This is a genomic window from Enterobacter sp. JH25, from assembly GCF_021725435.1.
Taxonomy (GTDB): Bacteria; Pseudomonadota; Gammaproteobacteria; order Enterobacterales; family Enterobacteriaceae; genus Enterobacter; species Enterobacter intestinihominis.
In genome coordinates this window covers 2,006,183-2,021,923 of record NZ_CP091319.1, presented here as the reverse complement: position 1 = coordinate 2,021,923, position 15,741 = coordinate 2,006,183, and the positions used below count along the sequence as shown (strand labels likewise).

At 52.7% G+C, this 15,741-nt stretch carries 30 protein-coding genes; 25 read left to right on the top strand and 5 right to left on the bottom strand.

Going from position 1 to position 15,741, the window contains the following annotated elements:
• Nucleotides 1-10 precede the first annotated feature (10 nt).
• Nucleotides 11-295 (top strand): type II toxin-antitoxin system HicA family toxin, encoded by a 285-nt coding sequence (locus L2Y28_RS09735; protein WP_045265467.1) that lies wholly within the window; start codon nucleotides 11-13, stop codon nucleotides 293-295.
• A 24-nt stretch (nucleotides 296-319) separates the two neighbouring features.
• Here L2Y28_RS09735 and L2Y28_RS09730 read toward each other — a convergent pair whose 3' ends face one another.
• The gene (locus tag L2Y28_RS09730; protein WP_026080591.1) at nucleotides 320-517 is read right to left on the bottom strand and encodes a hypothetical protein; all 198 of its coding nucleotides are present in this window, start codon (nucleotides 515-517) and stop codon (nucleotides 320-322) included.
• Between the two features lie 992 nt (nucleotides 518-1,509).
• Here L2Y28_RS09730 and L2Y28_RS09725 point away from each other — a divergent pair.
• From L2Y28_RS09725 to L2Y28_RS09630, 20 genes are all read left to right on the top strand, one after another.
• Nucleotides 1,510-1,779 carry a hypothetical protein gene (locus L2Y28_RS09725; protein ID WP_088401769.1) on the top strand — a complete coding sequence of 90 codons (270 nt, stop codon included), beginning with the start codon at nucleotides 1,510-1,512 and terminating at the stop codon, nucleotides 1,777-1,779.
• Nucleotides 1,776-1,940: a hypothetical protein gene (locus L2Y28_RS09720; RefSeq protein ID WP_163382736.1), complete on the top strand. Its 165-nt coding sequence runs from the start codon at nucleotides 1,776-1,778 to the stop codon at nucleotides 1,938-1,940. The genes L2Y28_RS09725 and L2Y28_RS09720 overlap by 4 nt, the downstream gene beginning before the upstream one ends.
• Nucleotides 1,931-2,161 (top strand): hypothetical protein, encoded by a 231-nt coding sequence (locus L2Y28_RS09715; RefSeq protein WP_088401768.1) that lies wholly within the window; start codon nucleotides 1,931-1,933, stop codon nucleotides 2,159-2,161. Before L2Y28_RS09720 ends, L2Y28_RS09715 begins: the two co-directional genes overlap by 10 nt.
• Nucleotides 2,161-2,370, top strand: a complete 210-nt coding sequence (locus L2Y28_RS09710) for a cell division protein FtsZ (RefSeq protein ID WP_044866643.1) — start codon at nucleotides 2,161-2,163, stop codon at nucleotides 2,368-2,370. The genes L2Y28_RS09715 and L2Y28_RS09710 overlap by 1 nt, the downstream gene beginning before the upstream one ends.
• Before the next feature lie 72 nt (nucleotides 2,371-2,442).
• On the top strand, nucleotides 2,443-2,727 hold the full coding sequence (gamL, locus tag L2Y28_RS09705) for a host nuclease inhibitor GamL (RefSeq protein ID WP_088401767.1): 285 nt from the start codon (nucleotides 2,443-2,445) through the stop codon (nucleotides 2,725-2,727).
• Between the two features lie 18 nt (nucleotides 2,728-2,745).
• On the top strand, nucleotides 2,746-3,492 hold the full coding sequence (gene bet / locus L2Y28_RS09700; protein WP_088401766.1) for a phage recombination protein Bet: 747 nt from the start codon (nucleotides 2,746-2,748) through the stop codon (nucleotides 3,490-3,492).
• Complete coding sequence (locus L2Y28_RS09695; protein WP_174411769.1) at nucleotides 3,492-4,106, top strand: lambda exonuclease family protein; 615 nt, start codon at nucleotides 3,492-3,494, stop codon at nucleotides 4,104-4,106. Before bet ends, L2Y28_RS09695 begins: the two co-directional genes overlap by 1 nt.
• Nucleotides 4,103-4,531, top strand: a complete 429-nt coding sequence (locus L2Y28_RS09690; protein WP_042889505.1) for a hypothetical protein — start codon at nucleotides 4,103-4,105, stop codon at nucleotides 4,529-4,531. Before L2Y28_RS09695 ends, L2Y28_RS09690 begins: the two co-directional genes overlap by 4 nt.
• Complete coding sequence (locus L2Y28_RS09685; protein ID WP_163382735.1) at nucleotides 4,528-4,695, top strand: hypothetical protein; 168 nt, start codon at nucleotides 4,528-4,530, stop codon at nucleotides 4,693-4,695. The genes L2Y28_RS09690 and L2Y28_RS09685 overlap by 4 nt, the downstream gene beginning before the upstream one ends.
• On the top strand, nucleotides 4,692-5,333 hold the full coding sequence (locus L2Y28_RS09680; protein WP_042889504.1) for an MT-A70 family methyltransferase: 642 nt from the start codon (nucleotides 4,692-4,694) through the stop codon (nucleotides 5,331-5,333). Before L2Y28_RS09685 ends, L2Y28_RS09680 begins: the two co-directional genes overlap by 4 nt.
• Nucleotides 5,317-5,919, top strand: a complete 603-nt coding sequence (locus L2Y28_RS09675; RefSeq protein WP_051479458.1) for an HNH endonuclease — start codon at nucleotides 5,317-5,319, stop codon at nucleotides 5,917-5,919. The genes L2Y28_RS09680 and L2Y28_RS09675 overlap by 17 nt, the downstream gene beginning before the upstream one ends.
• Entirely contained in the window at nucleotides 5,916-6,170 is a 255-nt protein-coding gene (locus tag L2Y28_RS09670; protein WP_162184457.1) for a hypothetical protein, read from the top strand. The genes L2Y28_RS09675 and L2Y28_RS09670 overlap by 4 nt, the downstream gene beginning before the upstream one ends.
• Nucleotides 6,130-6,426 (top strand): DUF4406 domain-containing protein, encoded by a 297-nt coding sequence (locus tag L2Y28_RS09665; RefSeq protein ID WP_042889503.1) that lies wholly within the window; start codon nucleotides 6,130-6,132, stop codon nucleotides 6,424-6,426. Before L2Y28_RS09670 ends, L2Y28_RS09665 begins: the two co-directional genes overlap by 41 nt.
• On the top strand, nucleotides 6,423-6,614 hold the full coding sequence (locus tag L2Y28_RS09660) for a DUF1382 family protein (RefSeq protein ID WP_042889502.1): 192 nt from the start codon (nucleotides 6,423-6,425) through the stop codon (nucleotides 6,612-6,614). The genes L2Y28_RS09665 and L2Y28_RS09660 overlap by 4 nt, the downstream gene beginning before the upstream one ends.
• Before the next feature lie 266 nt (nucleotides 6,615-6,880).
• Entirely contained in the window at nucleotides 6,881-7,099 is a 219-nt protein-coding gene (locus tag L2Y28_RS09655; protein ID WP_045265465.1) for a TraR/DksA family transcriptional regulator, read from the top strand.
• Complete coding sequence (locus L2Y28_RS09650) at nucleotides 7,099-7,491, top strand: hypothetical protein (RefSeq protein ID WP_126510787.1); 393 nt, start codon at nucleotides 7,099-7,101, stop codon at nucleotides 7,489-7,491. The genes L2Y28_RS09655 and L2Y28_RS09650 overlap by 1 nt, the downstream gene beginning before the upstream one ends.
• Nucleotides 7,454-7,693, top strand: coding sequence for a DUF4222 domain-containing protein (locus L2Y28_RS09645; RefSeq protein WP_045265464.1), 240 nt, complete (start codon nucleotides 7,454-7,456; stop codon nucleotides 7,691-7,693). Before L2Y28_RS09650 ends, L2Y28_RS09645 begins: the two co-directional genes overlap by 38 nt.
• An 8-nt stretch (nucleotides 7,694-7,701) precedes the next feature.
• Nucleotides 7,702-7,932, top strand: coding sequence for a hypothetical protein (locus tag L2Y28_RS09640; protein ID WP_045265463.1), 231 nt, complete (start codon nucleotides 7,702-7,704; stop codon nucleotides 7,930-7,932).
• 107 nt (nucleotides 7,933-8,039) lie between these two features.
• A complete protein-coding gene (locus L2Y28_RS09635) occupies nucleotides 8,040-8,288 on the top strand; it encodes an excisionase family protein (RefSeq protein ID WP_045265462.1) in 249 nt (82 codons plus the stop codon).
• 31 nt (nucleotides 8,289-8,319) lie between these two features.
• The gene (locus L2Y28_RS09630) at nucleotides 8,320-9,606 is read left to right on the top strand and encodes a site-specific integrase (protein ID WP_045265461.1); all 1,287 of its coding nucleotides are present in this window, start codon (nucleotides 8,320-8,322) and stop codon (nucleotides 9,604-9,606) included.
• Between the two features lie 204 nt (nucleotides 9,607-9,810).
• Here L2Y28_RS09630 and L2Y28_RS09625 read toward each other — a convergent pair whose 3' ends face one another.
• The 3 genes from L2Y28_RS09625 to L2Y28_RS09615 form a co-directional block, all read right to left on the bottom strand.
• Nucleotides 9,811-10,830, bottom strand: a complete 1,020-nt coding sequence (locus tag L2Y28_RS09625; protein WP_022647987.1) for a Zn-dependent oxidoreductase — start codon at nucleotides 10,828-10,830, stop codon at nucleotides 9,811-9,813.
• A gap of 14 nt (nucleotides 10,831-10,844) precedes the next feature.
• Nucleotides 10,845-12,059, bottom strand: a complete 1,215-nt coding sequence (gene manD, locus L2Y28_RS09620) for a D-mannonate dehydratase ManD (RefSeq protein WP_236919585.1) — start codon at nucleotides 12,057-12,059, stop codon at nucleotides 10,845-10,847.
• Between the two features lie 111 nt (nucleotides 12,060-12,170).
• On the bottom strand, nucleotides 12,171-12,497 hold the full coding sequence (locus L2Y28_RS09615) for a YnfA family protein (RefSeq protein ID WP_022647985.1): 327 nt from the start codon (nucleotides 12,495-12,497) through the stop codon (nucleotides 12,171-12,173).
• 150 nt (nucleotides 12,498-12,647) lie between these two features.
• Between L2Y28_RS09615 and L2Y28_RS09610 the strand changes: the two genes are divergently transcribed.
• Nucleotides 12,648-12,986 (top strand): DUF1283 family protein, encoded by a 339-nt coding sequence (locus L2Y28_RS09610; RefSeq protein ID WP_022647984.1) that lies wholly within the window; start codon nucleotides 12,648-12,650, stop codon nucleotides 12,984-12,986.
• Nucleotides 12,986-13,546, top strand: coding sequence for a spermidine N1-acetyltransferase (speG, locus tag L2Y28_RS09605; protein ID WP_022647983.1), 561 nt, complete (start codon nucleotides 12,986-12,988; stop codon nucleotides 13,544-13,546). The genes L2Y28_RS09610 and speG overlap by 1 nt, the downstream gene beginning before the upstream one ends.
• 17 nt (nucleotides 13,547-13,563) lie before the next feature.
• Here the strand turns inward: speG and L2Y28_RS09600 are convergent, their stop codons facing one another.
• The gene (locus L2Y28_RS09600; protein WP_022647982.1) at nucleotides 13,564-14,274 is read right to left on the bottom strand and encodes a YnfC family lipoprotein; all 711 of its coding nucleotides are present in this window, start codon (nucleotides 14,272-14,274) and stop codon (nucleotides 13,564-13,566) included.
• Nucleotides 14,275-14,466: 192 nt separating this feature from the next.
• Between L2Y28_RS09600 and L2Y28_RS09595 the strand changes: the two genes are divergently transcribed.
• Together L2Y28_RS09595 and L2Y28_RS09590 are read left to right on the top strand one after the other, a co-directional pair.
• Nucleotides 14,467-15,321: a beta-1,4-mannosyl-glycoprotein beta-1,4-N-acetylglucosaminyltransferase gene (locus L2Y28_RS09595; protein WP_022647981.1), complete on the top strand. Its 855-nt coding sequence runs from the start codon at nucleotides 14,467-14,469 to the stop codon at nucleotides 15,319-15,321.
• Nucleotides 15,322-15,423: 102 nt separating this feature from the next.
• Nucleotides 15,424-15,729 (top strand): DUF1161 domain-containing protein, encoded by a 306-nt coding sequence (locus tag L2Y28_RS09590; RefSeq protein WP_006808860.1) that lies wholly within the window; start codon nucleotides 15,424-15,426, stop codon nucleotides 15,727-15,729.
• Nucleotides 15,730-15,741 lie beyond the last annotated feature (12 nt).

Here is a 15,741-nt window from a genome sequence, read left to right as displayed (position 1 = left end):
ACTGCATTACATGTTCTTGAAAAAGCTTACCCCTTTGAAATACGACGAGGTAATCAGAGGGCTTAAGAAAATGGGGTTTGAAATGAAACCCAAAACAGGAACCTCTCACGAACAATGGGTTCTCAAGAACAGCAAAGGGAAATGGGTGGTTACAGTTGATAAGCATCACGCCCCATTTTCCAGAGATTTGATAAAATCCATGGCTAAACAAGCCGGGCTGAAAGATCGCCACTTTCACGCATTATGCAGAGGTGACGCTACGCTTGAAGATATAGGATTTCAAATCACCAGCTAAAACCCGGCCACAGTGCCGGGTTTTTTATTGCCCTTTCCGCACTATCTCCGCTGCATCCCTGTTCACGCCCTTCCCTATCACGTTTCCTGTTTCCTTCCGGTACTGCTTCAGCTTGTCGATGATGTTTTGCTGGGTCATGGGTAAATCAGCCAGTGACAATTCCATCACCGCCCGCCCCATCGCCTGAATTTTCATGCTTATACGCTCTTCATCCAGAACCATGCACATCCCTCCTGCTGTTTTTTTAAGCATAGCACTCATGATTTACAAAAATAAATTCATTTAGTTATCATTAATTTATAACTTATGTGATTGATATTATAAATTAGGTTATTGCCATCACTCATAACTAAGGTTATCTTTAATCCATCGAAACGAAACATCGACAGCTGAGCGAAGTTAGCCAGCGGCGGACAGCAAGTCGCCTGCTTTTTAACAACATGCAGATTTACAGCGTCAATGACCTGTTAAGACCCCTACACGTAAACGTGCTGTATCACCGGGTGCGATCCGGTCGGTGAGAGAGTATCCCCGCGCGAGAGCGAGAACGGCGTGAGAACGGGCAACACTGGCAGAGAGTTGGCGCTGACCAATACAGGGAATGTTTTGGGGTGTGGTGAAACAGGTCATAGATCCGCAGGCACTGAAAAGTTATTGGGGCTGGCAGCGCTGCCGCTTGATGGCTTGTTGGTGGTGCTGTGATTGATCAACACAGCGAAAAGACCAGCGGAACTTGGGGTTCGATTCCTCATTCACCACACCGACCAAAACATTTCTCCCGCATCAGCGGGTAACTACAGAGGGTAAGGCGATGGGATGGGGTGGAATTACAACAACGCGGTTCGATGAGGTCTCAACTTTTGCTGAGAAATCCGGAAAGTGTGATGTATGCGGTAAAGCATGCAAAAGACGGGAAAAGTTTTATCAAACGCTAAATCCATTCAATAAAAACCCGGATGGCTCCGTAAAAACGCATCAGGAAATCAGGAAGGAAATTGAGCCTAAGGCCATTGAGTGGAAATTAAAACCAGTCAGACATGCAAAGTGCGAATGACCCGCTCCGGCGGGTTTTTTATCGGCCATACATAGGCAGATTTTCGAGTCTGCCCATTTATGACAACCGGCGGCCATCCGCCGCCCATTGAAACACTGAATAAATGCGTTGAAGTCTTGTATTAACCGTTCCGTTCGCCGCGATAAGGCCAAGAGGATTTATGACAATTGATTTTGAAGTGAATGCTACAGGTATTGATGTTTCAACAAGTGGTTACCGTGACCACGTAAATTTAGAAGTCCGCGGCGTGGAGCTCTCAGATCTTATCTCTGAAATTGAAGGGAAAGCGCTCTTTCATGAAATCGATCTTGATGACTACATAGACTGGGCTGAGGCCGCTGGGCATACCGATGACATTCTGGATCGCCTTGACGCTGATGAAGTAATTGAGTGGCTTCGCAGGAAAGGTCATCTGGAGGCTGAGTCATGACAGTCACCCACAACGGCAAGCAGTACACAGCCAAAAAGCTCAACGATAACGAGTGGCAGCTGACGTCGGTATCGGCACCACGGGAAAAACTGGTGCTGAACCGCTGGCAGATGCATATCGCTGGCCTCCTGAAACAGGTTGAGGTGAAGGTATGGCCGTAATCGTCGAATGCATTGAGACTAATGGCGACTGGACTGTCGGCCATCGTTACGCCGGGGAATTGGTCTCTGGCGGATTCTTGGCTCTGAAAGATGATGATGCTGAAGATGATTTCGAATGGACCGCTGATTCTCGACAGGAATATGACCGGGAAACAGATGAGTTCGAAACCATCTGGTTTTTACCGGGCATAGAAGGTGTTTCGTTCAGGGAGATTGAATGATGGTCAATCACTACGGCACCACCCCGCTCATTCGCCAGTGCGTAACGCCCGGCATGATGGCAATGCATGAAGGCCGCACCTATCGCGTCTCAGCGGTCATTCAGGAGCGCAAATGGGTGTATCTGCACACCGATGCAGAAATCATCCGCCTCAGTGACTGCGTGATTGACGTTCTTCTGGACGGTCACGGAAACCCTATCCAGCACTAACCACCCTATTCAACCGATCGGCCTGGCTCAATGCGGGCGGGATCTGCACATCCAAATTTCAGGAGTTCAGCCATGAACGCATTCCTCACTTACGACCGAATCGAAGATCGGTGCTGGGTTGAGCAGCAGCTCACCGACGAAAAAGAGAAGTGGATCGACGACCGGGCGCGGGAAATCATCGACATGATGCCAAAAGAGCCCTCCGGCCTATTCCACTTCACGGTCCCGATTGACTCCAGCCCATACGAAGGACTTCGCAGCGATAAAGCTGGCGAAGCCTACAACGATTTCATTTCGGCAGTTGCTTACGCCCAGGCGGAATACGACTGGGACCACCGTACCGGCTGCCCGTTTTAATTTTTGAGGGATTTAACAATGAGTACTGCACTTTCCACCATGGCCGGGAAACTGGCCGCACGTCTCGGCATGGATGCCGGTACAGACCTGATGAATACGCTGAAGAATACAGCATTCAAAGGCGGCAACGTCACGGACGAGCAATTCACAGCCCTGCTGATCGTCGCCAACCAGTACGGCCTGAACCCATGGACCAAAGAGATTTACGCATTCCCAGATAAAGGCGGGATTGTACCGGTCGTCGGCGTTGATGGATGGGCTCGCATTATCAACGAACATCCTCAGTTTGACGGCATGGAGTTCTATTACGACAAAGAGGAAGGCGCGTGCACCTGCAAGATTTACCGCAAAGACCGCAAGCACCCGACAATCGTCACCGAGTACATGGGCGAGTGCAAACGCAGCACTCAGCCATGGCAGTCCCACCCTACCCGCATGCTTCGCCACAAGACGCTGATCCAGTGCGCGCGTCTGGCCTTTGGTTTCGCTGGCATCTTCGACCAGGACGAGGCCGAGCGAGTGATTGAAGGAACAACGGCAGAGGTTCATGCAGGCCATGAATCAGATAGCCGTCGTCCGGACCTGATCGCAAAAGGCGAGTCTGCCGCGCGCCTTGGAACCGTTAAGTATCAGGAGTTCTGGGTGGCGCTGAGCGCTGAAGAGAAGCAGGTAATTGGCGCAGTTGAGAAGCGACGCATGTATGACATGAGTCTTGCTGTCGACAACGCCGAACCTGTCAATGTCGCAGATGCGGAGGCTGAATAATGGAGCAACGCACCCCTGAATGGTTTGCTGCGCGCTGCGGCAAGGTCACAGCCAGTCGACTGGCTGATGTCATGGCCCGGACTAAGTCGGGCTACTCCACCAGCCGCCAGAACTACATGGCCGAGCTGATTTGCCAACGACTGACCGGGAAGCTGGAGGAAGGTTTTTCGAATGCCGCGATGATGCGCGGCACTGAACTTGAGCCAGTGGCGCGCGAAATGTACGCGCTGAATGAGTTCGATGCAGAAATCACTGAAGTTGGACTCATTGATCACCCAAACATACCCGGATTCGCAGCCAGCCCGGACGGACTTGTTAACGACGACGGGCTTATCGAAATCAAATGCCCCAACACCTGGACCCATCTTGAAACGCTGAAAACTGGCGATCCAAAGCGCCAGTACATGCTGCAAATGCATGCACAGATGATGTGTACCGGGCGGAAATGGTGTGATTTCGTTAGTTTCGATGATCGCCTGCCGCCTGACCTCGCCTATTTCAAGAAGCGCATCCATTTCGATGAAGCGCTGGCGCGCGAAATTGAATCTGAGGTTAAGAGCTTCCTTGCAGATCTGGAGTCGGAAATTCAGAAAATCACAGAGCGTGCAGCATGAAACGCACACCCTTTTACCGCCGTCCCGGGCGAACCGGGCAATTCTCCGGCCTACGTGAACGCGTTATCTGGATGATTCAGACGCGCGGCCGCCCGGTAACCGGTAGCGAAATCGCTGAGAAGTTTGGCGTAACGCTGATTGAGTTTAACCGGGTCGCCAACGGCATTACCCGCGGCTCAGGACAGATAGCGCAGATCGTTGAGTCGGAAAAGTGGATCAACGAGGACGGCATCTGCGACCGGACATTTAGTCTGGCCAGCAAGCCAAAGGTCGTAACGCCGCAGGGTAAATCGCGGCTGTTCACCCGGCGCGCCATAGAGCAATCGCAGGAAGGCAGACGGCAGGAGTGCATAGCTCGTGCCGCCCGCCGTAGCCGCCTGATTGCTCAGGGCCTCTACATCGACGAAATGGAGTCAGTGCTATGAAAGCGTGGTCACTCGAAGAGCTGGCGCTGCTGTGGCGATACTCAAACGCCGAAGTCGCAGAGATTACCGGCCGCAGCATTGAAGAGGTCGGAGATAAGCGCCTGCAAACGAATATTGAACGTAATGGCTGGGATGTTAACGATCCGGAGCGGGAGGATGTATGACCGAAAAATACTCTCTTATCTACGCTGATCCTCCCTGGTCTTACGGCAACACCATCAGCAACGGCGCTGCCGCCGATCACTACTCCACCATGAAGCTCATCGACATCAAGCGCCTGCCAGTGTGGGAACTTGCCGCCGAAAACTCGGTGCTGGCGATGTGGTACACCGGCACGCATAACCAGGAGGCTATCGAACTGGCCGAGGCCTGGGGATTTACAGTTCGCACGATGAAGGGCTTTACCTGGGTGAAGCTGAATCAGAACGCCGAGTTGCGCATCAACAAGGCGCTGGCCGAGGGTGGAGTCACCGACTTTTACGACTTCCTCTATCTGCTTAACGCCGAGACGCGCATGAACGGCGGCAATCACACCCGGGCCAATACAGAAGACCTGTTGATTGCCACCCGCGGCGCCGGGCTGGAACGAAAGCACGCAGGGATTAAGCAGGTGGTATACAGCCCGCTCGGCGCGCACAGCGAAAAGCCGTGGGAAGTTCGGCACCGGCTGGAGTTGCTTTACGGTGATGTGCCGCGCATTGAGCTGTTCAGCCGCAGCGCGGCGCCAGGCTGGGATGCTTGGGGGAATGAAGTTGATGGCGATGTGAAGCTTGTTCCGGGGAGATATGAAAATGCCGAGTAGAAACTGCCCTGAATTAACTGCCGAAATGGTTAGAGAGCTTCTGGAATATGACCCCACAACAGGGCTGCTGACCTGGAAGACTTGTCGCAAAAAAGTCCAGAAAGGTAGTGTTGCTGGCTCGGTTTGTGGGAACGGTAGAAAGCTTTACGTCAAAGTTAGGATTGGCCGCCTCTATCGCGCGCATCGTCTCATTTGGCTGATAGTGACAGGTGAATGGCCAAAGTATCACATCGATCATGTTGATAATGACGGCACGAACAACCGATGGTCCAATTTGCGTTTGGCTACGCTAAATCAGAACCAGCACAACCGAGAGTTAAGCAGAGCGAATTTAACGGGATATAAAGGCGTCTCTCGGGCCAATAACTTATCAAAACCATACCGTGCAAATATCACAATAGGCCGTGAGCGCCGCCACCTTGGCTACTACCGTTCGGCTGAAGAGGCCGCTCATGCTTACGACGAATCTGCTCGCGAGCTATTCGGCGAATATGCGCGACTTAACTTTCCGCATGAAAACGAGTTAGCCGCCAGAAAATTGCTGCCCGGCTGCGCCATCGACGTCGTGAAAACGGAGGCCGCATGACGCCAGCGAATGAAAACGCCGTCCGCGCCGCCTGCCGCCGGTGCACCGAAGAAATCCAGCAGGCCATGCGCAAGAAGCCAAAACCTAACTGGAACGAAACGGTGCCTCCCATCATCAACAAGCATCACAAGAAATTGAAGCTCTGGGAGTTAGCCTTCTGGAGTTTGTCGTATAAACAGGGCGGCTTAATCGCCGCTTCGGAGTTGAATCGTGAAAGTTTATATTGCCGGACCGATGAGCGGCCTACCTAATTTTAACCGTGCCGCTTTTAACCATGCGCATTTTCATCTCTGGTCGAAAGGCCATATTGTTCTGAATCCCGCCCGTCTACCAGATGGATTAACCCAGGCCGAGTACATGGACATCTGCCTGTCTATGCTTCGCTGTGCTGATGCTATCTACATGCTTGAAGGCTGGGAGCACTCCGCTGGTGCCCGAGCGGAGAATGCGTTGGCCGAGAAGCTTGAAATGGAAATTATCTTCCAGGAAGAGGAACGCGCCGCATGAACCGAGCCGCACCCGTTGATTTGAGGAAAAGCCTCGAAATTGCCAACCACCTGGCGCACATCGGGATTCGCTTCGTGCCGATCCCGGTGGCGACAGAGGAAGAGTTCCAGACGCTGGCCGCCGAGCTATCTCGACGGCTTGAGCAGATGGCTGTCGAAGCCGAGAAAAATGAAGGCGGTGCAGCATGAAGGCACTAATCACCCGGGAGCTTAAGGCTCCCTTTTTATTGCTGGCGTTCACCTTCAACCGAATTAACCGACAGTTCCGGGAGTACCCATGAAACGAGCATCAATATTTTTAGCTGCCATGGCCGGCACGCTGGCTTCGATTAAACCGTACAGCATCGCAGAAATTTCCCCTTCCCTATATACCGGAAATAGCTACCCGGTTAGTGGTGGGAAGACTGGCATTGCCGCGGCACGCAGAGCCGCCAAGAAACGCAGGAGAGCACGAAATGGCTGACATCATCGATACCGCAGCAGAGATTGAAGAGCTTCAGCGTAACGCTGCCCTTTCCGCTCACCGCATCGACCGTAACGCCGTATCAGCAGAGCACTGCGAAGAATGCGGAGAGGATATCCCAGATCCGCGGCGCGCTGCCGTTCCCGGCTGCCAGACATGCGCCAGTTGCCAGTCTGATTTGGAACTTATCCGTAAGCAAAGGGGGTTGTGATGTGTGATATGCCTGCAGTCTTTGGTCAGGAGCAGCGAAAGGCCCGCAAAGAGCATAAGTGCTGCGAGTGTGGAGCCATAGTTAAGCCTGGCGAGCATTACACGTATTCGCACGGCGTCTGGGATGGAAGCGGACAGAGTTTCAAGCAATGCCTCGACTGTGCAGAGGTATCGAGCGCCGCAGCCGCATTTGTCGATGATCCGGAAGATGGCCCTGCATTTACCGGTTTGCGTGAATGGTTCATGGGTTATTCATGTCGAGAGTTTAACGGTGACGAGCTTGTTAAAAGTTTCTCCACCGAACTGAATGTAGACGAAAACAAAATACGCAATGTGTTGCGAATGGTGCCTGTCAATGTTCCAGCTAATTCAACGGGGTCAGATTTACGCTGACCAGCACGGTTGGCCCGTCATCATCCACAGCTGCACATCACAGATAGTCCGCTACTGGCGACAGGGCCGGATCAACACAGCTTCAATCGACCGATTCAACAATGACTTTGAGCACCTCGATCACCGTGAGGCGACGCAGATACGCGCCGAACTGGAGACGAGCGAGCACATTAAATTGCTGCGCGCCCAGCGTGCGGCGTAAGGAGAACTATGAGCACCATTCAGGACATCCGAAACCAGCTATCAACTCTGGTCACCGAGGCGCACAAGGTTGCATGCGCCCTCGATATCGGTGACGAGCGAACCGAGGCTTTCGAGCTATACGAAGCGCTTCGTCGACTTCAGCGCCAGGGTGCCTCCGGGGAGATTCTCTCAGCAACCAACCCGCTTCTCGCCTCGCCATATTACGACGAGGACTGGGAGGAAGATGAAGACGACTGACGCAACTGATAGCCAGTTATGAGCTGGCTATTGGTTGCGAAAGCACTGCCACGTTATCCCCCTTTCAGCCCTCCATTGCGAGGGCTTCTTTTTGACTGGAGAAAACCATGAGCGACATTATTCATCTGGTACCAAACAAATGGGTTTCTGAGGAGTTGCTGATTGCGCTGACTGGCCTGACAAAGAACGCGATTAAGTCAGCCCGCACCCTGTCATGGATGGAGGGGCGCGAGTACAAGCACTACTCCGGCGACTGCCAGCCGAAGGATAACTCCCCTATCCTTTATAACCGACACGAGGTCGATAACTGGGTGGAGCGTCAGCGCCCGGCGATCCCCCGCCAGAAATCTGATTAAATAGCCATACCTTTAACAGCGAGGAAAAGGCATGTCTAAATATCCAACCGGGGTTGAGAACCACGGCGGCACATTGCGGCTGTGGTTTATCTATAAAGGGGTCAGGGTCAGGGAAGGCCTTGGCGTTCCGGATACACCAAAGAACAGGAAGGTTGCTGGCGAGCTTCGCACATCAATATGCTATGCGATCAAGACCGGCACCTTCATCTACTCGGCGCAGTTTCCTAATTCGAAAAATTTGCAGCGTTTCGGGGAGGCCAGGCAAGAGGTGACTATCGGTGAGTTATCCGGGAGGTGGCTTGCACTGAAGGAAATGGAGGTGGCTGAGTCATCACTCAACACTTACGGGCGAGTTATTGCTAACGTCATGGCTATCCTGGGGCCAGGCACGCTGCTCTCCTCAATAACCAAAGAGAGCATTCTGGAGATTCGAAAAGAATTGCTGACCGGTTATCAGGTCATGAAGAAGGGCCATAAAACTGCGAAGAAGGGTCGTTCATCGGTCACGGTGAACAACTACATGACCGTGTGGTTCGGTATTTTCCAGTTTGCAGTTGAAAATGGCTATATCTCAAGGTCACCTATGACTGGTGTCGCGCCTCTGCGAGAGTCCCGCCCCGATCCAGACCCCATCACAAGAGAAGAATTCCCTCGCCTGATTGTCGCCTGCCACCATCAGCAGAGCAAAAATCTTTGGGCTATCGCCGTTTACACCGGATTGCGGCCGGGTGAACTGTGCGGACTGGCCTGGGAGGATGTGGACTTAAAGGCAGGGACTATCACTGTCAGAAGGAGCCTGACTCAGAAAGGGATATTCACGCTACCGAAAACTAATGCCGGTACTAACCGGGTTGTGCATCTGATCGGACCGGCTCATGAGGCATTTAAAAGCCAGTATGAAATGACGCGCCTCTCTCAGGAGCATACCGTGCCGGTAAAATTGAGGGAGTACGGAAAGAAAGAAATGAACAAGTGCACGTTTGTCTTCCTGCCATCACTTACAGCCAGGGCCGGGAATTACGGAAAGCACTTCTCTATTAACTCAATCGGGAACTCGTGGGATGCCGCGATGAAAAGAGCCGGCCTTCGCCACCGAAAATCTTACCAGTCGAGACACACCTATGCCTGCTGGTCACTTTCTGCCGGGGCTAACCCAAACTTCATTGCTAACCAAATGGGCCACGCAGATGCTCAGATGGTTTTTCAGGTTTACGGTAAGTGGATGGAGGAGAACAATCTGGATCAGATAGCAATGCTGAGTTCTAAATTAAGTGATTTTGCCCCAACCATGCCCCAAAGAAACAGACCTGCTGCATAATATCCATATATATCCTCTACATAACCCACTTAGCGCTGGAAATCCATAAACTCCAGGGCGGTGCCCAGCCAGCCGGGTACGGCGGCTTTCACCAGGTCTGACGTACTTCTTTGAGGTTGTGCTTGAGTCATAATGGCTATCTCTGCAAGGTAAGATGCGTACCACTGAGAGCCTGTCTTCGCAGGCTCTTAACCGCGTGAATTATTATTGGTCGAACGTGAGCAAGACTTTGCAGCACTGCCGCTGGTCTTTTTCAAACAGTTCGATGGCGTCTGTAACGTGGTGATAGTCAAATGTATGGGTGACCAGTTTTTCAGGGTCGATCAGCCCTTTTTCCAGCCAGTCAATGACAACCGGGAATTTGTTGGCATTCAGGCGCGAAGAGAAGATCGACAGCTCTTTGCCGGTGATCCCCTGCTGCACGATCTGGCTCGGGTCGCTGGAGAAGCCCATCAGCACGATGCGCGCTGCCGGAGACGCCAGCGTAATCGCTTCCTGCAAAATGGACGGATGACAGGCAGCATCGATGATTAACGTCGGCTTGATGCCTTTTTCATCCAGCGCGGCCTGTAACGAATGCTCGCTGTTGTTGAAGACCCAGTCTGCGCCGCTGCGTTGCGCCATCCCCAGCCGCTCATCAATGCGATCCACCACGATGACCTGCTTCACCTTGTAAACGCCCTTCAGCGCCCGCACGGTGACCAGCCCCATCGGGCCTGCGCCGTAGATCAGCGCCACGTCCTGTTCGGTGGGTTTCGCCTGCCCCGTCACGTTGGCGGCAATGGTGAAGGGTTCAACCATCACCGCGTGTTTGTCAGGGATCGCATCCGGAATGTGCCAGGCATTTTTCGCCGGCACGACGGCGTATTCGCTGAAGCCGCCGTCACGGTGGACGCCCAGCACCACCAGCGAGGTACAAACGTTCGGTTTTCCGACGGAACACGGGTAGCAGTGCCCGCAGCTGATCACCGGATCAACAGACACGCGCTGGCCCAGTCGGGTGCTCTCCACGCCTTCGCCAACCGCGTCTATTTCGCCAAAGAACTCGTGACCGATTACCCGCGGGTATTTCGCAAACGGGTTATGCCCGCGATAGATATGGCTGTCTGAACCGCAGATACCGGCGAGTTTAATTCTGACGCGGACGTCGCCTGCGCCCGGCAACGGGAGAGGACGCTCCTCAATCACCAGCGCATTCGGCTGTTGGATCACTACGCTTTTCATTATTCGCTCCTCGTTTACCAGTTCCAGAGGGTGCCGTCTTCCAGACGGGCCACCGGCAGACAGGCCGGTTCGTACGGGTATTTCGCTGCCAGCTTCTCATCAAACTCAATGCCCAGCCCTGGCTTGTCGCCCGGGTGCATATAGCCGTTATCGAAGCGCCAGCTGTGCGGGAACACTTCCAGCATCTGCTCTGAATACCCCATATACTCCTGCACGCCAAAGTTCGGTACCCACAGGTCAAAATGCAGTGCCGCGGCGTGGCAAATCGGCGACAGATCCGACGGGCCGTGTGAGCCGGTGCGCACCTGGTAGAGTGAGGCAAAGTCAGCAATGCGACGCATCCCGGTGATGCCGCCCGCATGGGTTATGGTGGCGCGAATATAGTCAATGAGCTGCTCTTCAATCAGCTGCTTGCAGTCCCAGATGCTGTTGAACACTTCCCCCACCGCAATGGGCGTGACGGTGTGCTGGCGGATCAGGCGGAAACACTCCTGGTTTTCAGCGGGAGTCGGATCTTCCATCCAGAACAGGCGGTACTCTTCAATACTTTTGCCGAACCGCGCCGCTTCGATGGGCGTCAGACGGTGGTGCATGTCGTGAAGGAGATGTTCACTGAAACCGAACTGGCTGCGCACTGCGTCGAACAGTTTGGGCGTGAAGTCGAGGTATTTCTCGGTGGACCACAGCTGCTCTTCCGGCCAGGCGCCCTTGGTCGCAGGCTCATACGCCAGCCCTTTGCCTTTAGCCATGCCGTAGGTGGTTTTCATTCCCGGCACGCCGCACTGCACGCGAATTGCCTTGAAGCCCATCTCTTTATGACGGGCATAATCTTCCAGCACGTCGTCAATGGTGTGCCCGGTGGTGTGACAATAAACCATCACCCCTTCCCGGGAAGCCCCGCCCAGAAGCTGATAGAGCTGCATGTTCGCGGCTTTCGCCTTAATGTCCCATAGCGCCATATCCACGGCAGAAATCGCTGACATGGTGACCGGACCACGACGCCAGTAAGCGCCTTTATAGAAGAACTGCCAGATATCTTCGATGCGGTGCGCATCGCGGCCAATCAGCTGAGGGCACAGGTGATCTTTCAGGTAAGAGGCAACGGAAAGTTCGCGTCCGTTCAGCGTGGCATCACCCAGGCCGACAATGCCTTCATCGGTCGTAATTTTAAGGGTGACAAAGTTACGCCCCGGGCAGGTGACAAATACTTCAGCCCCGACAATCTTCATAATCCATTTCCTTACATCGCTCGTTGTGATGCAGGAAATTTACGCAACTACACTACTACCATACAAGTATAATGATCGTAAAATCAGCGGGCGATCACACTATAAGGACGCTTATGCGCGTCCCCAACCGGCCACGATGATCAACATGCCGCACAGGGCAATCAGCGCGCCTGCCCAGTCATACAGGCTTAGCCTGACGCCATCGACAACGCGCAGCCACAGCAGCGCGGTACAGACGTACACTCCGCCGTAGGCCGCATATACCCTCCCGCTGGCGGCCGGATGCAGGGTGAGCAGCCAGACAAAAAGGACCAGGGACACACCCGCCGGGATCAGCAGCAGCGCGGAAGCGCCCCGCTTTAGCCAGAGCCACGGCAAAAAGCATCCGATGATTTCACACAGCGCGGTCGCGAAAAAAAGCAGCGTCGTTTTGAACATTTTTCTCGTTTCGTGAGGATTGATTTAGACATCATACGCGATAATGCTCTCATCGTTCCCATACCTGCCGCGCGGGTATGACACCCTTTCGGATTGGTGTAGAATCCAACGGGGTAATCCGATTGTCTGCACCCGTTTAAAGGAAACGCTATGACTACATTAAGCAAACGCCTTTGTCTGACAGCCGCACTGGCGCTGTCCTCGTTCGCCTTCACCGCAACGGCATCAGCCGAAACCAGCAAACTCATCATTGAGTCTGGTGACAGCGCGCAAAGCCGCCAGAACGCCGCCATGGACAAAGAACAATGGAATGACACCCGCAGCCTGCGTCAGAAAGTGAATAAGCGCGTGGAAAAAGAGTGGGATAAAGAAGACGTCGCGTTTGATGCCCGCGACAAATGCCAGCAAAGTGCCAACGTCAACGCTTACTGGGAGCCTAACACCCTGCGCTGTCTGGATCGTCGCACTGGCCGCACGGTAGCACCGTAATGTCGACGCCGTGTGACGTAAAGCTCCGTCCGCTGGAGCGCGAAGATTTACGCTTTGTCCACCAGCTCGACAACAATGCCAGCGTGATGCGCTACTGGTTTGAAGAGCCTTACGAGGCCTTCGTCGAGCTGTCCGATCTCTACGATAAGCATATCCACGATCAGAGTGAACGCCGGTTTGTGGTGGAGTGCGAAGGTGAGAAAGCCGGGCTGGTTGAACTGGTTGAGATCAACCATGTTCACCGTCGGGCGGAATTTCAGATCATTATTTCACCGGAGCACCAGGGGAAAGGTCTTGCGTCGCGGGCGGCAAAGCTGGCGATGGATTATGGGTTTAACGTCCTGAATCTCTACAAGCTTTACCTCATCGTCGATAAAGAGAACGAAAAAGCGATTCATATCTACCGTAAGCTCGGCTTTATGGTGGAAGGTGAACTGATCCATGAGTTCTTTATTAATGGCGAATACCGTAACACCATCCGCATGTGCATTTTCCAGCATCAGCATCTGGCCGGGCATAAATCTTCCTCCGCCAACCTGCTTAAACCCACCGCGCAGTAACCTGCGCGGTTTTATTCTTAATAATATTCAATGCTGTTTTTGATGGTGTACTTGCGCTCAATGGCAGGTTTAACGCTGTCATCGACGATAACCAGCTCGCAGCTCACCGGGTTGTTGTGGCGATCGTAATCGCAACTCTGCTTTACATTGCCCATCGGTTTATCGTTCAACAGGCTTACCGCCGTATAATCCATGCGCTTACGCAGATCTTTCGACGGCATCGATTTGACCGATAAACGCTGGTCGCCGGAGACCGTGGTTTTACCGAGCGGGTAGCCGTCGGTATCATACTGGTACTTCACTTCCATCTCTTTGCTGTGCGCGGCAACCACAAACCCGTTATCGTCGGTGTCCCATGTCAGGCCGGCAGACGGCAGTTCCGCCAGCTGACATTTTCCCTGCAACTTCACCTTCTGCTGCTGGGTTTCCGCATCGACGTAGTAGTTAGCATCCAGCACCAGCGCAACGCCCGTGTTAGCCTCCAGATCGTGCAGTTCAAGGGTATCGAAACACCCCTCCGACGACATCGTTCCGGTCACGCGTTTAGAGACTTCACCCTTATCGTTCAACAGCGTCTGGGTAAAATCTTTCACCGGCCCGCACAGAGGGTCAAAGTCAAACTCGTTCGAAAAGCTCGCCATCTCCGGCGTAAATGACAGCGGCGCGGTGTTGTTGTCACATCCCACCAGTACCGTTGCCAGTAGCGTTATCGCTGCGTATTTATTCACATCATTTACCGTTCAGAGAGAGATACAATCATATTAGCAAATACAGCAACTTACATAACAGCACTTCATTTGACTCTTTACGCTGTATAAATCCGTCGTTTGCATTGACGAGACCTGCCAAAGTGGCTACTTTGGGCGCGGAAGATTCCACATTATTATAAAATTAGATTCTTAACTTTTCAGGTTAACATCATGATTTACGACTGTTTTTTGTACTATGACGAAGATATGTTGCTCGACATCAGATTACATACGCTCGCTGATGTCGTTGACCGTTTTGTCATTGTAGAAGCAACACACTCTTTTACGGGCATACCGCGAGAATTACATTTCGATATTACGAAGTTTGCCAAATTCAGAGACAAAATTATTTACGTGCCTTTTGACGCGCAGCCTATTTTAAACAGTGCTGACAATAACCAGGTTGATGCCTGGGCAAATGAAGCAGCGCTTCGCAACTCCATTATGAATGGGTTAAAAGACGCGGCAGACGACGATCTGATTCTGGTGTCAGACGTTGATGAAATTTTCTCTCCCGAGACGGTCAGGGCCATTAATCCACGCGCGCTCTGCACGACTATTCATCAAAACGTGTTCAACTATCAGTTTAATCTTCAGGTTCACAACATGGATGGTACGCCGAGAAAATGTACCTTGCCCCGCGCGACGTCCTATTACAACCTTAAGCATTTCTTCCACGGTGAGCCTGAATCTTTCAGAAACTGGAAGCGGACACGCAAAGATAAAAACTGGTCATGGTTTAAATGGAACTGGCTAAAAATCAATAATAAGGTTGTGAAAGATGGCGGCTGGCATTTCTCCTGGGTAATGACCCCAGAAAGAATTTCCGAAAAAATGTCTACCATTTCTCATACCGAATACGATCTGCCGGAATTTAATAACCCGGAACATATTATGAAGGTTATCACCAACGCCGAAGATATCTGGGGACGAGACCGAAAACTGGTCAGGCAAGAGGTATCAAAACGCACCCTGCCTTCTTATCTGGTAGACAATCAGCACCATTATTCGCAATTTATTTTATGACGCAGGCGGGGCTCCAGGACAATTCAGAAAGAGAGACACAAAAACAAAAGCTTACCCTAACCCTGCTATGCTTACAGTCTACACAGTGAAAAGGAGCTACAGATGAAACGGTTACCCTGGATTACCGCCCTGCTGTTAATGAGTGCTTCACCTGCTATTCTTGCGGCCCCGGACTCCTGCGAGCGCGTGAAAAGCGACATTCAGCAGAAGATTATCAACAACGGCGTACCGGAGTCTGGCTTTACCCTGAACATCGTGCCGAACGATCAGGCCGACCAGCCGGATGCGCAGGTCGTTGGGCATTGCGCCAACGATACTTTCAAAATTTTGTACACTCGTACCAGTAGCGGAAACTACCCGGTAAGCGGTGCAGGTACGCAGGAGAATGCACCCGCTGAGCCGCAATGATTTTCCCACTCA

Coding starts and splice junctions, on each gene's coding strand:
- L2Y28_RS09725 (WP_088401769.1), top strand. CDS start 1,510: ATGACAATTGATTTTGAAGTGAATGCTACAGGTATTGATGTTTCAACA.
- L2Y28_RS09730 (WP_026080591.1), bottom strand. CDS start 517: ATGGTTCTGGATGAAGAGCGTATAAGCATGAAAATTCAGGCGATGGGG.
- L2Y28_RS09625 (WP_022647987.1), bottom strand. CDS start 10,830: ATGAAAAGCGTAGTGATCCAACAGCCGAATGCGCTGGTGATTGAGGAG.
- L2Y28_RS09670 (WP_162184457.1), top strand. CDS start 5,916: ATGACGCCAGCGAATGAAAACGCCGTCCGCGCCGCCTGCCGCCGGTGC.
- speG (WP_022647983.1), top strand. CDS start 12,986: ATGTCGACGCCGTGTGACGTAAAGCTCCGTCCGCTGGAGCGCGAAGAT.
- L2Y28_RS09680 (WP_042889504.1), top strand. CDS start 4,692: ATGACCGAAAAATACTCTCTTATCTACGCTGATCCTCCCTGGTCTTAC.
- L2Y28_RS09695 (WP_174411769.1), top strand. CDS start 3,492: ATGGAGCAACGCACCCCTGAATGGTTTGCTGCGCGCTGCGGCAAGGTC.
- L2Y28_RS09655 (WP_045265465.1), top strand. CDS start 6,881: ATGGCTGACATCATCGATACCGCAGCAGAGATTGAAGAGCTTCAGCGT.
- L2Y28_RS09720 (WP_163382736.1), top strand. CDS start 1,776: ATGACAGTCACCCACAACGGCAAGCAGTACACAGCCAAAAAGCTCAAC.
- L2Y28_RS09635 (WP_045265462.1), top strand. CDS start 8,040: ATGAGCGACATTATTCATCTGGTACCAAACAAATGGGTTTCTGAGGAG.
- L2Y28_RS09675 (WP_051479458.1), top strand. CDS start 5,317: ATGAAAATGCCGAGTAGAAACTGCCCTGAATTAACTGCCGAAATGGTT.
- bet (WP_088401766.1), top strand. CDS start 2,746: ATGAGTACTGCACTTTCCACCATGGCCGGGAAACTGGCCGCACGTCTC.
- L2Y28_RS09590 (WP_006808860.1), top strand. CDS start 15,424: ATGAAACGGTTACCCTGGATTACCGCCCTGCTGTTAATGAGTGCTTCA.
- L2Y28_RS09650 (WP_126510787.1), top strand. CDS start 7,099: ATGTGTGATATGCCTGCAGTCTTTGGTCAGGAGCAGCGAAAGGCCCGC.
- L2Y28_RS09660 (WP_042889502.1), top strand. CDS start 6,423: ATGAACCGAGCCGCACCCGTTGATTTGAGGAAAAGCCTCGAAATTGCC.
- manD (WP_236919585.1), bottom strand. CDS start 12,059: ATGAAGATTGTCGGGGCTGAAGTATTTGTCACCTGCCCGGGGCGTAAC.
- L2Y28_RS09640 (WP_045265463.1), top strand. CDS start 7,702: ATGAGCACCATTCAGGACATCCGAAACCAGCTATCAACTCTGGTCACC.
- L2Y28_RS09615 (WP_022647985.1), bottom strand. CDS start 12,497: ATGTTCAAAACGACGCTGCTTTTTTTCGCGACCGCGCTGTGTGAAATC.
- L2Y28_RS09735 (WP_045265467.1), top strand. CDS start 11: ATGTTCTTGAAAAAGCTTACCCCTTTGAAATACGACGAGGTAATCAGA.
- L2Y28_RS09685 (WP_163382735.1), top strand. CDS start 4,528: ATGAAAGCGTGGTCACTCGAAGAGCTGGCGCTGCTGTGGCGATACTCA.
- L2Y28_RS09595 (WP_022647981.1), top strand. CDS start 14,467: ATGATTTACGACTGTTTTTTGTACTATGACGAAGATATGTTGCTCGAC.
- L2Y28_RS09630 (WP_045265461.1), top strand. CDS start 8,320: ATGTCTAAATATCCAACCGGGGTTGAGAACCACGGCGGCACATTGCGG.
- L2Y28_RS09690 (WP_042889505.1), top strand. CDS start 4,103: ATGAAACGCACACCCTTTTACCGCCGTCCCGGGCGAACCGGGCAATTC.
- gamL (WP_088401767.1), top strand. CDS start 2,443: ATGAACGCATTCCTCACTTACGACCGAATCGAAGATCGGTGCTGGGTT.
- L2Y28_RS09645 (WP_045265464.1), top strand. CDS start 7,454: ATGTTCCAGCTAATTCAACGGGGTCAGATTTACGCTGACCAGCACGGT.
- L2Y28_RS09710 (WP_044866643.1), top strand. CDS start 2,161: ATGGTCAATCACTACGGCACCACCCCGCTCATTCGCCAGTGCGTAACG.
- L2Y28_RS09715 (WP_088401768.1), top strand. CDS start 1,931: ATGGCCGTAATCGTCGAATGCATTGAGACTAATGGCGACTGGACTGTC.
- L2Y28_RS09610 (WP_022647984.1), top strand. CDS start 12,648: ATGACTACATTAAGCAAACGCCTTTGTCTGACAGCCGCACTGGCGCTG.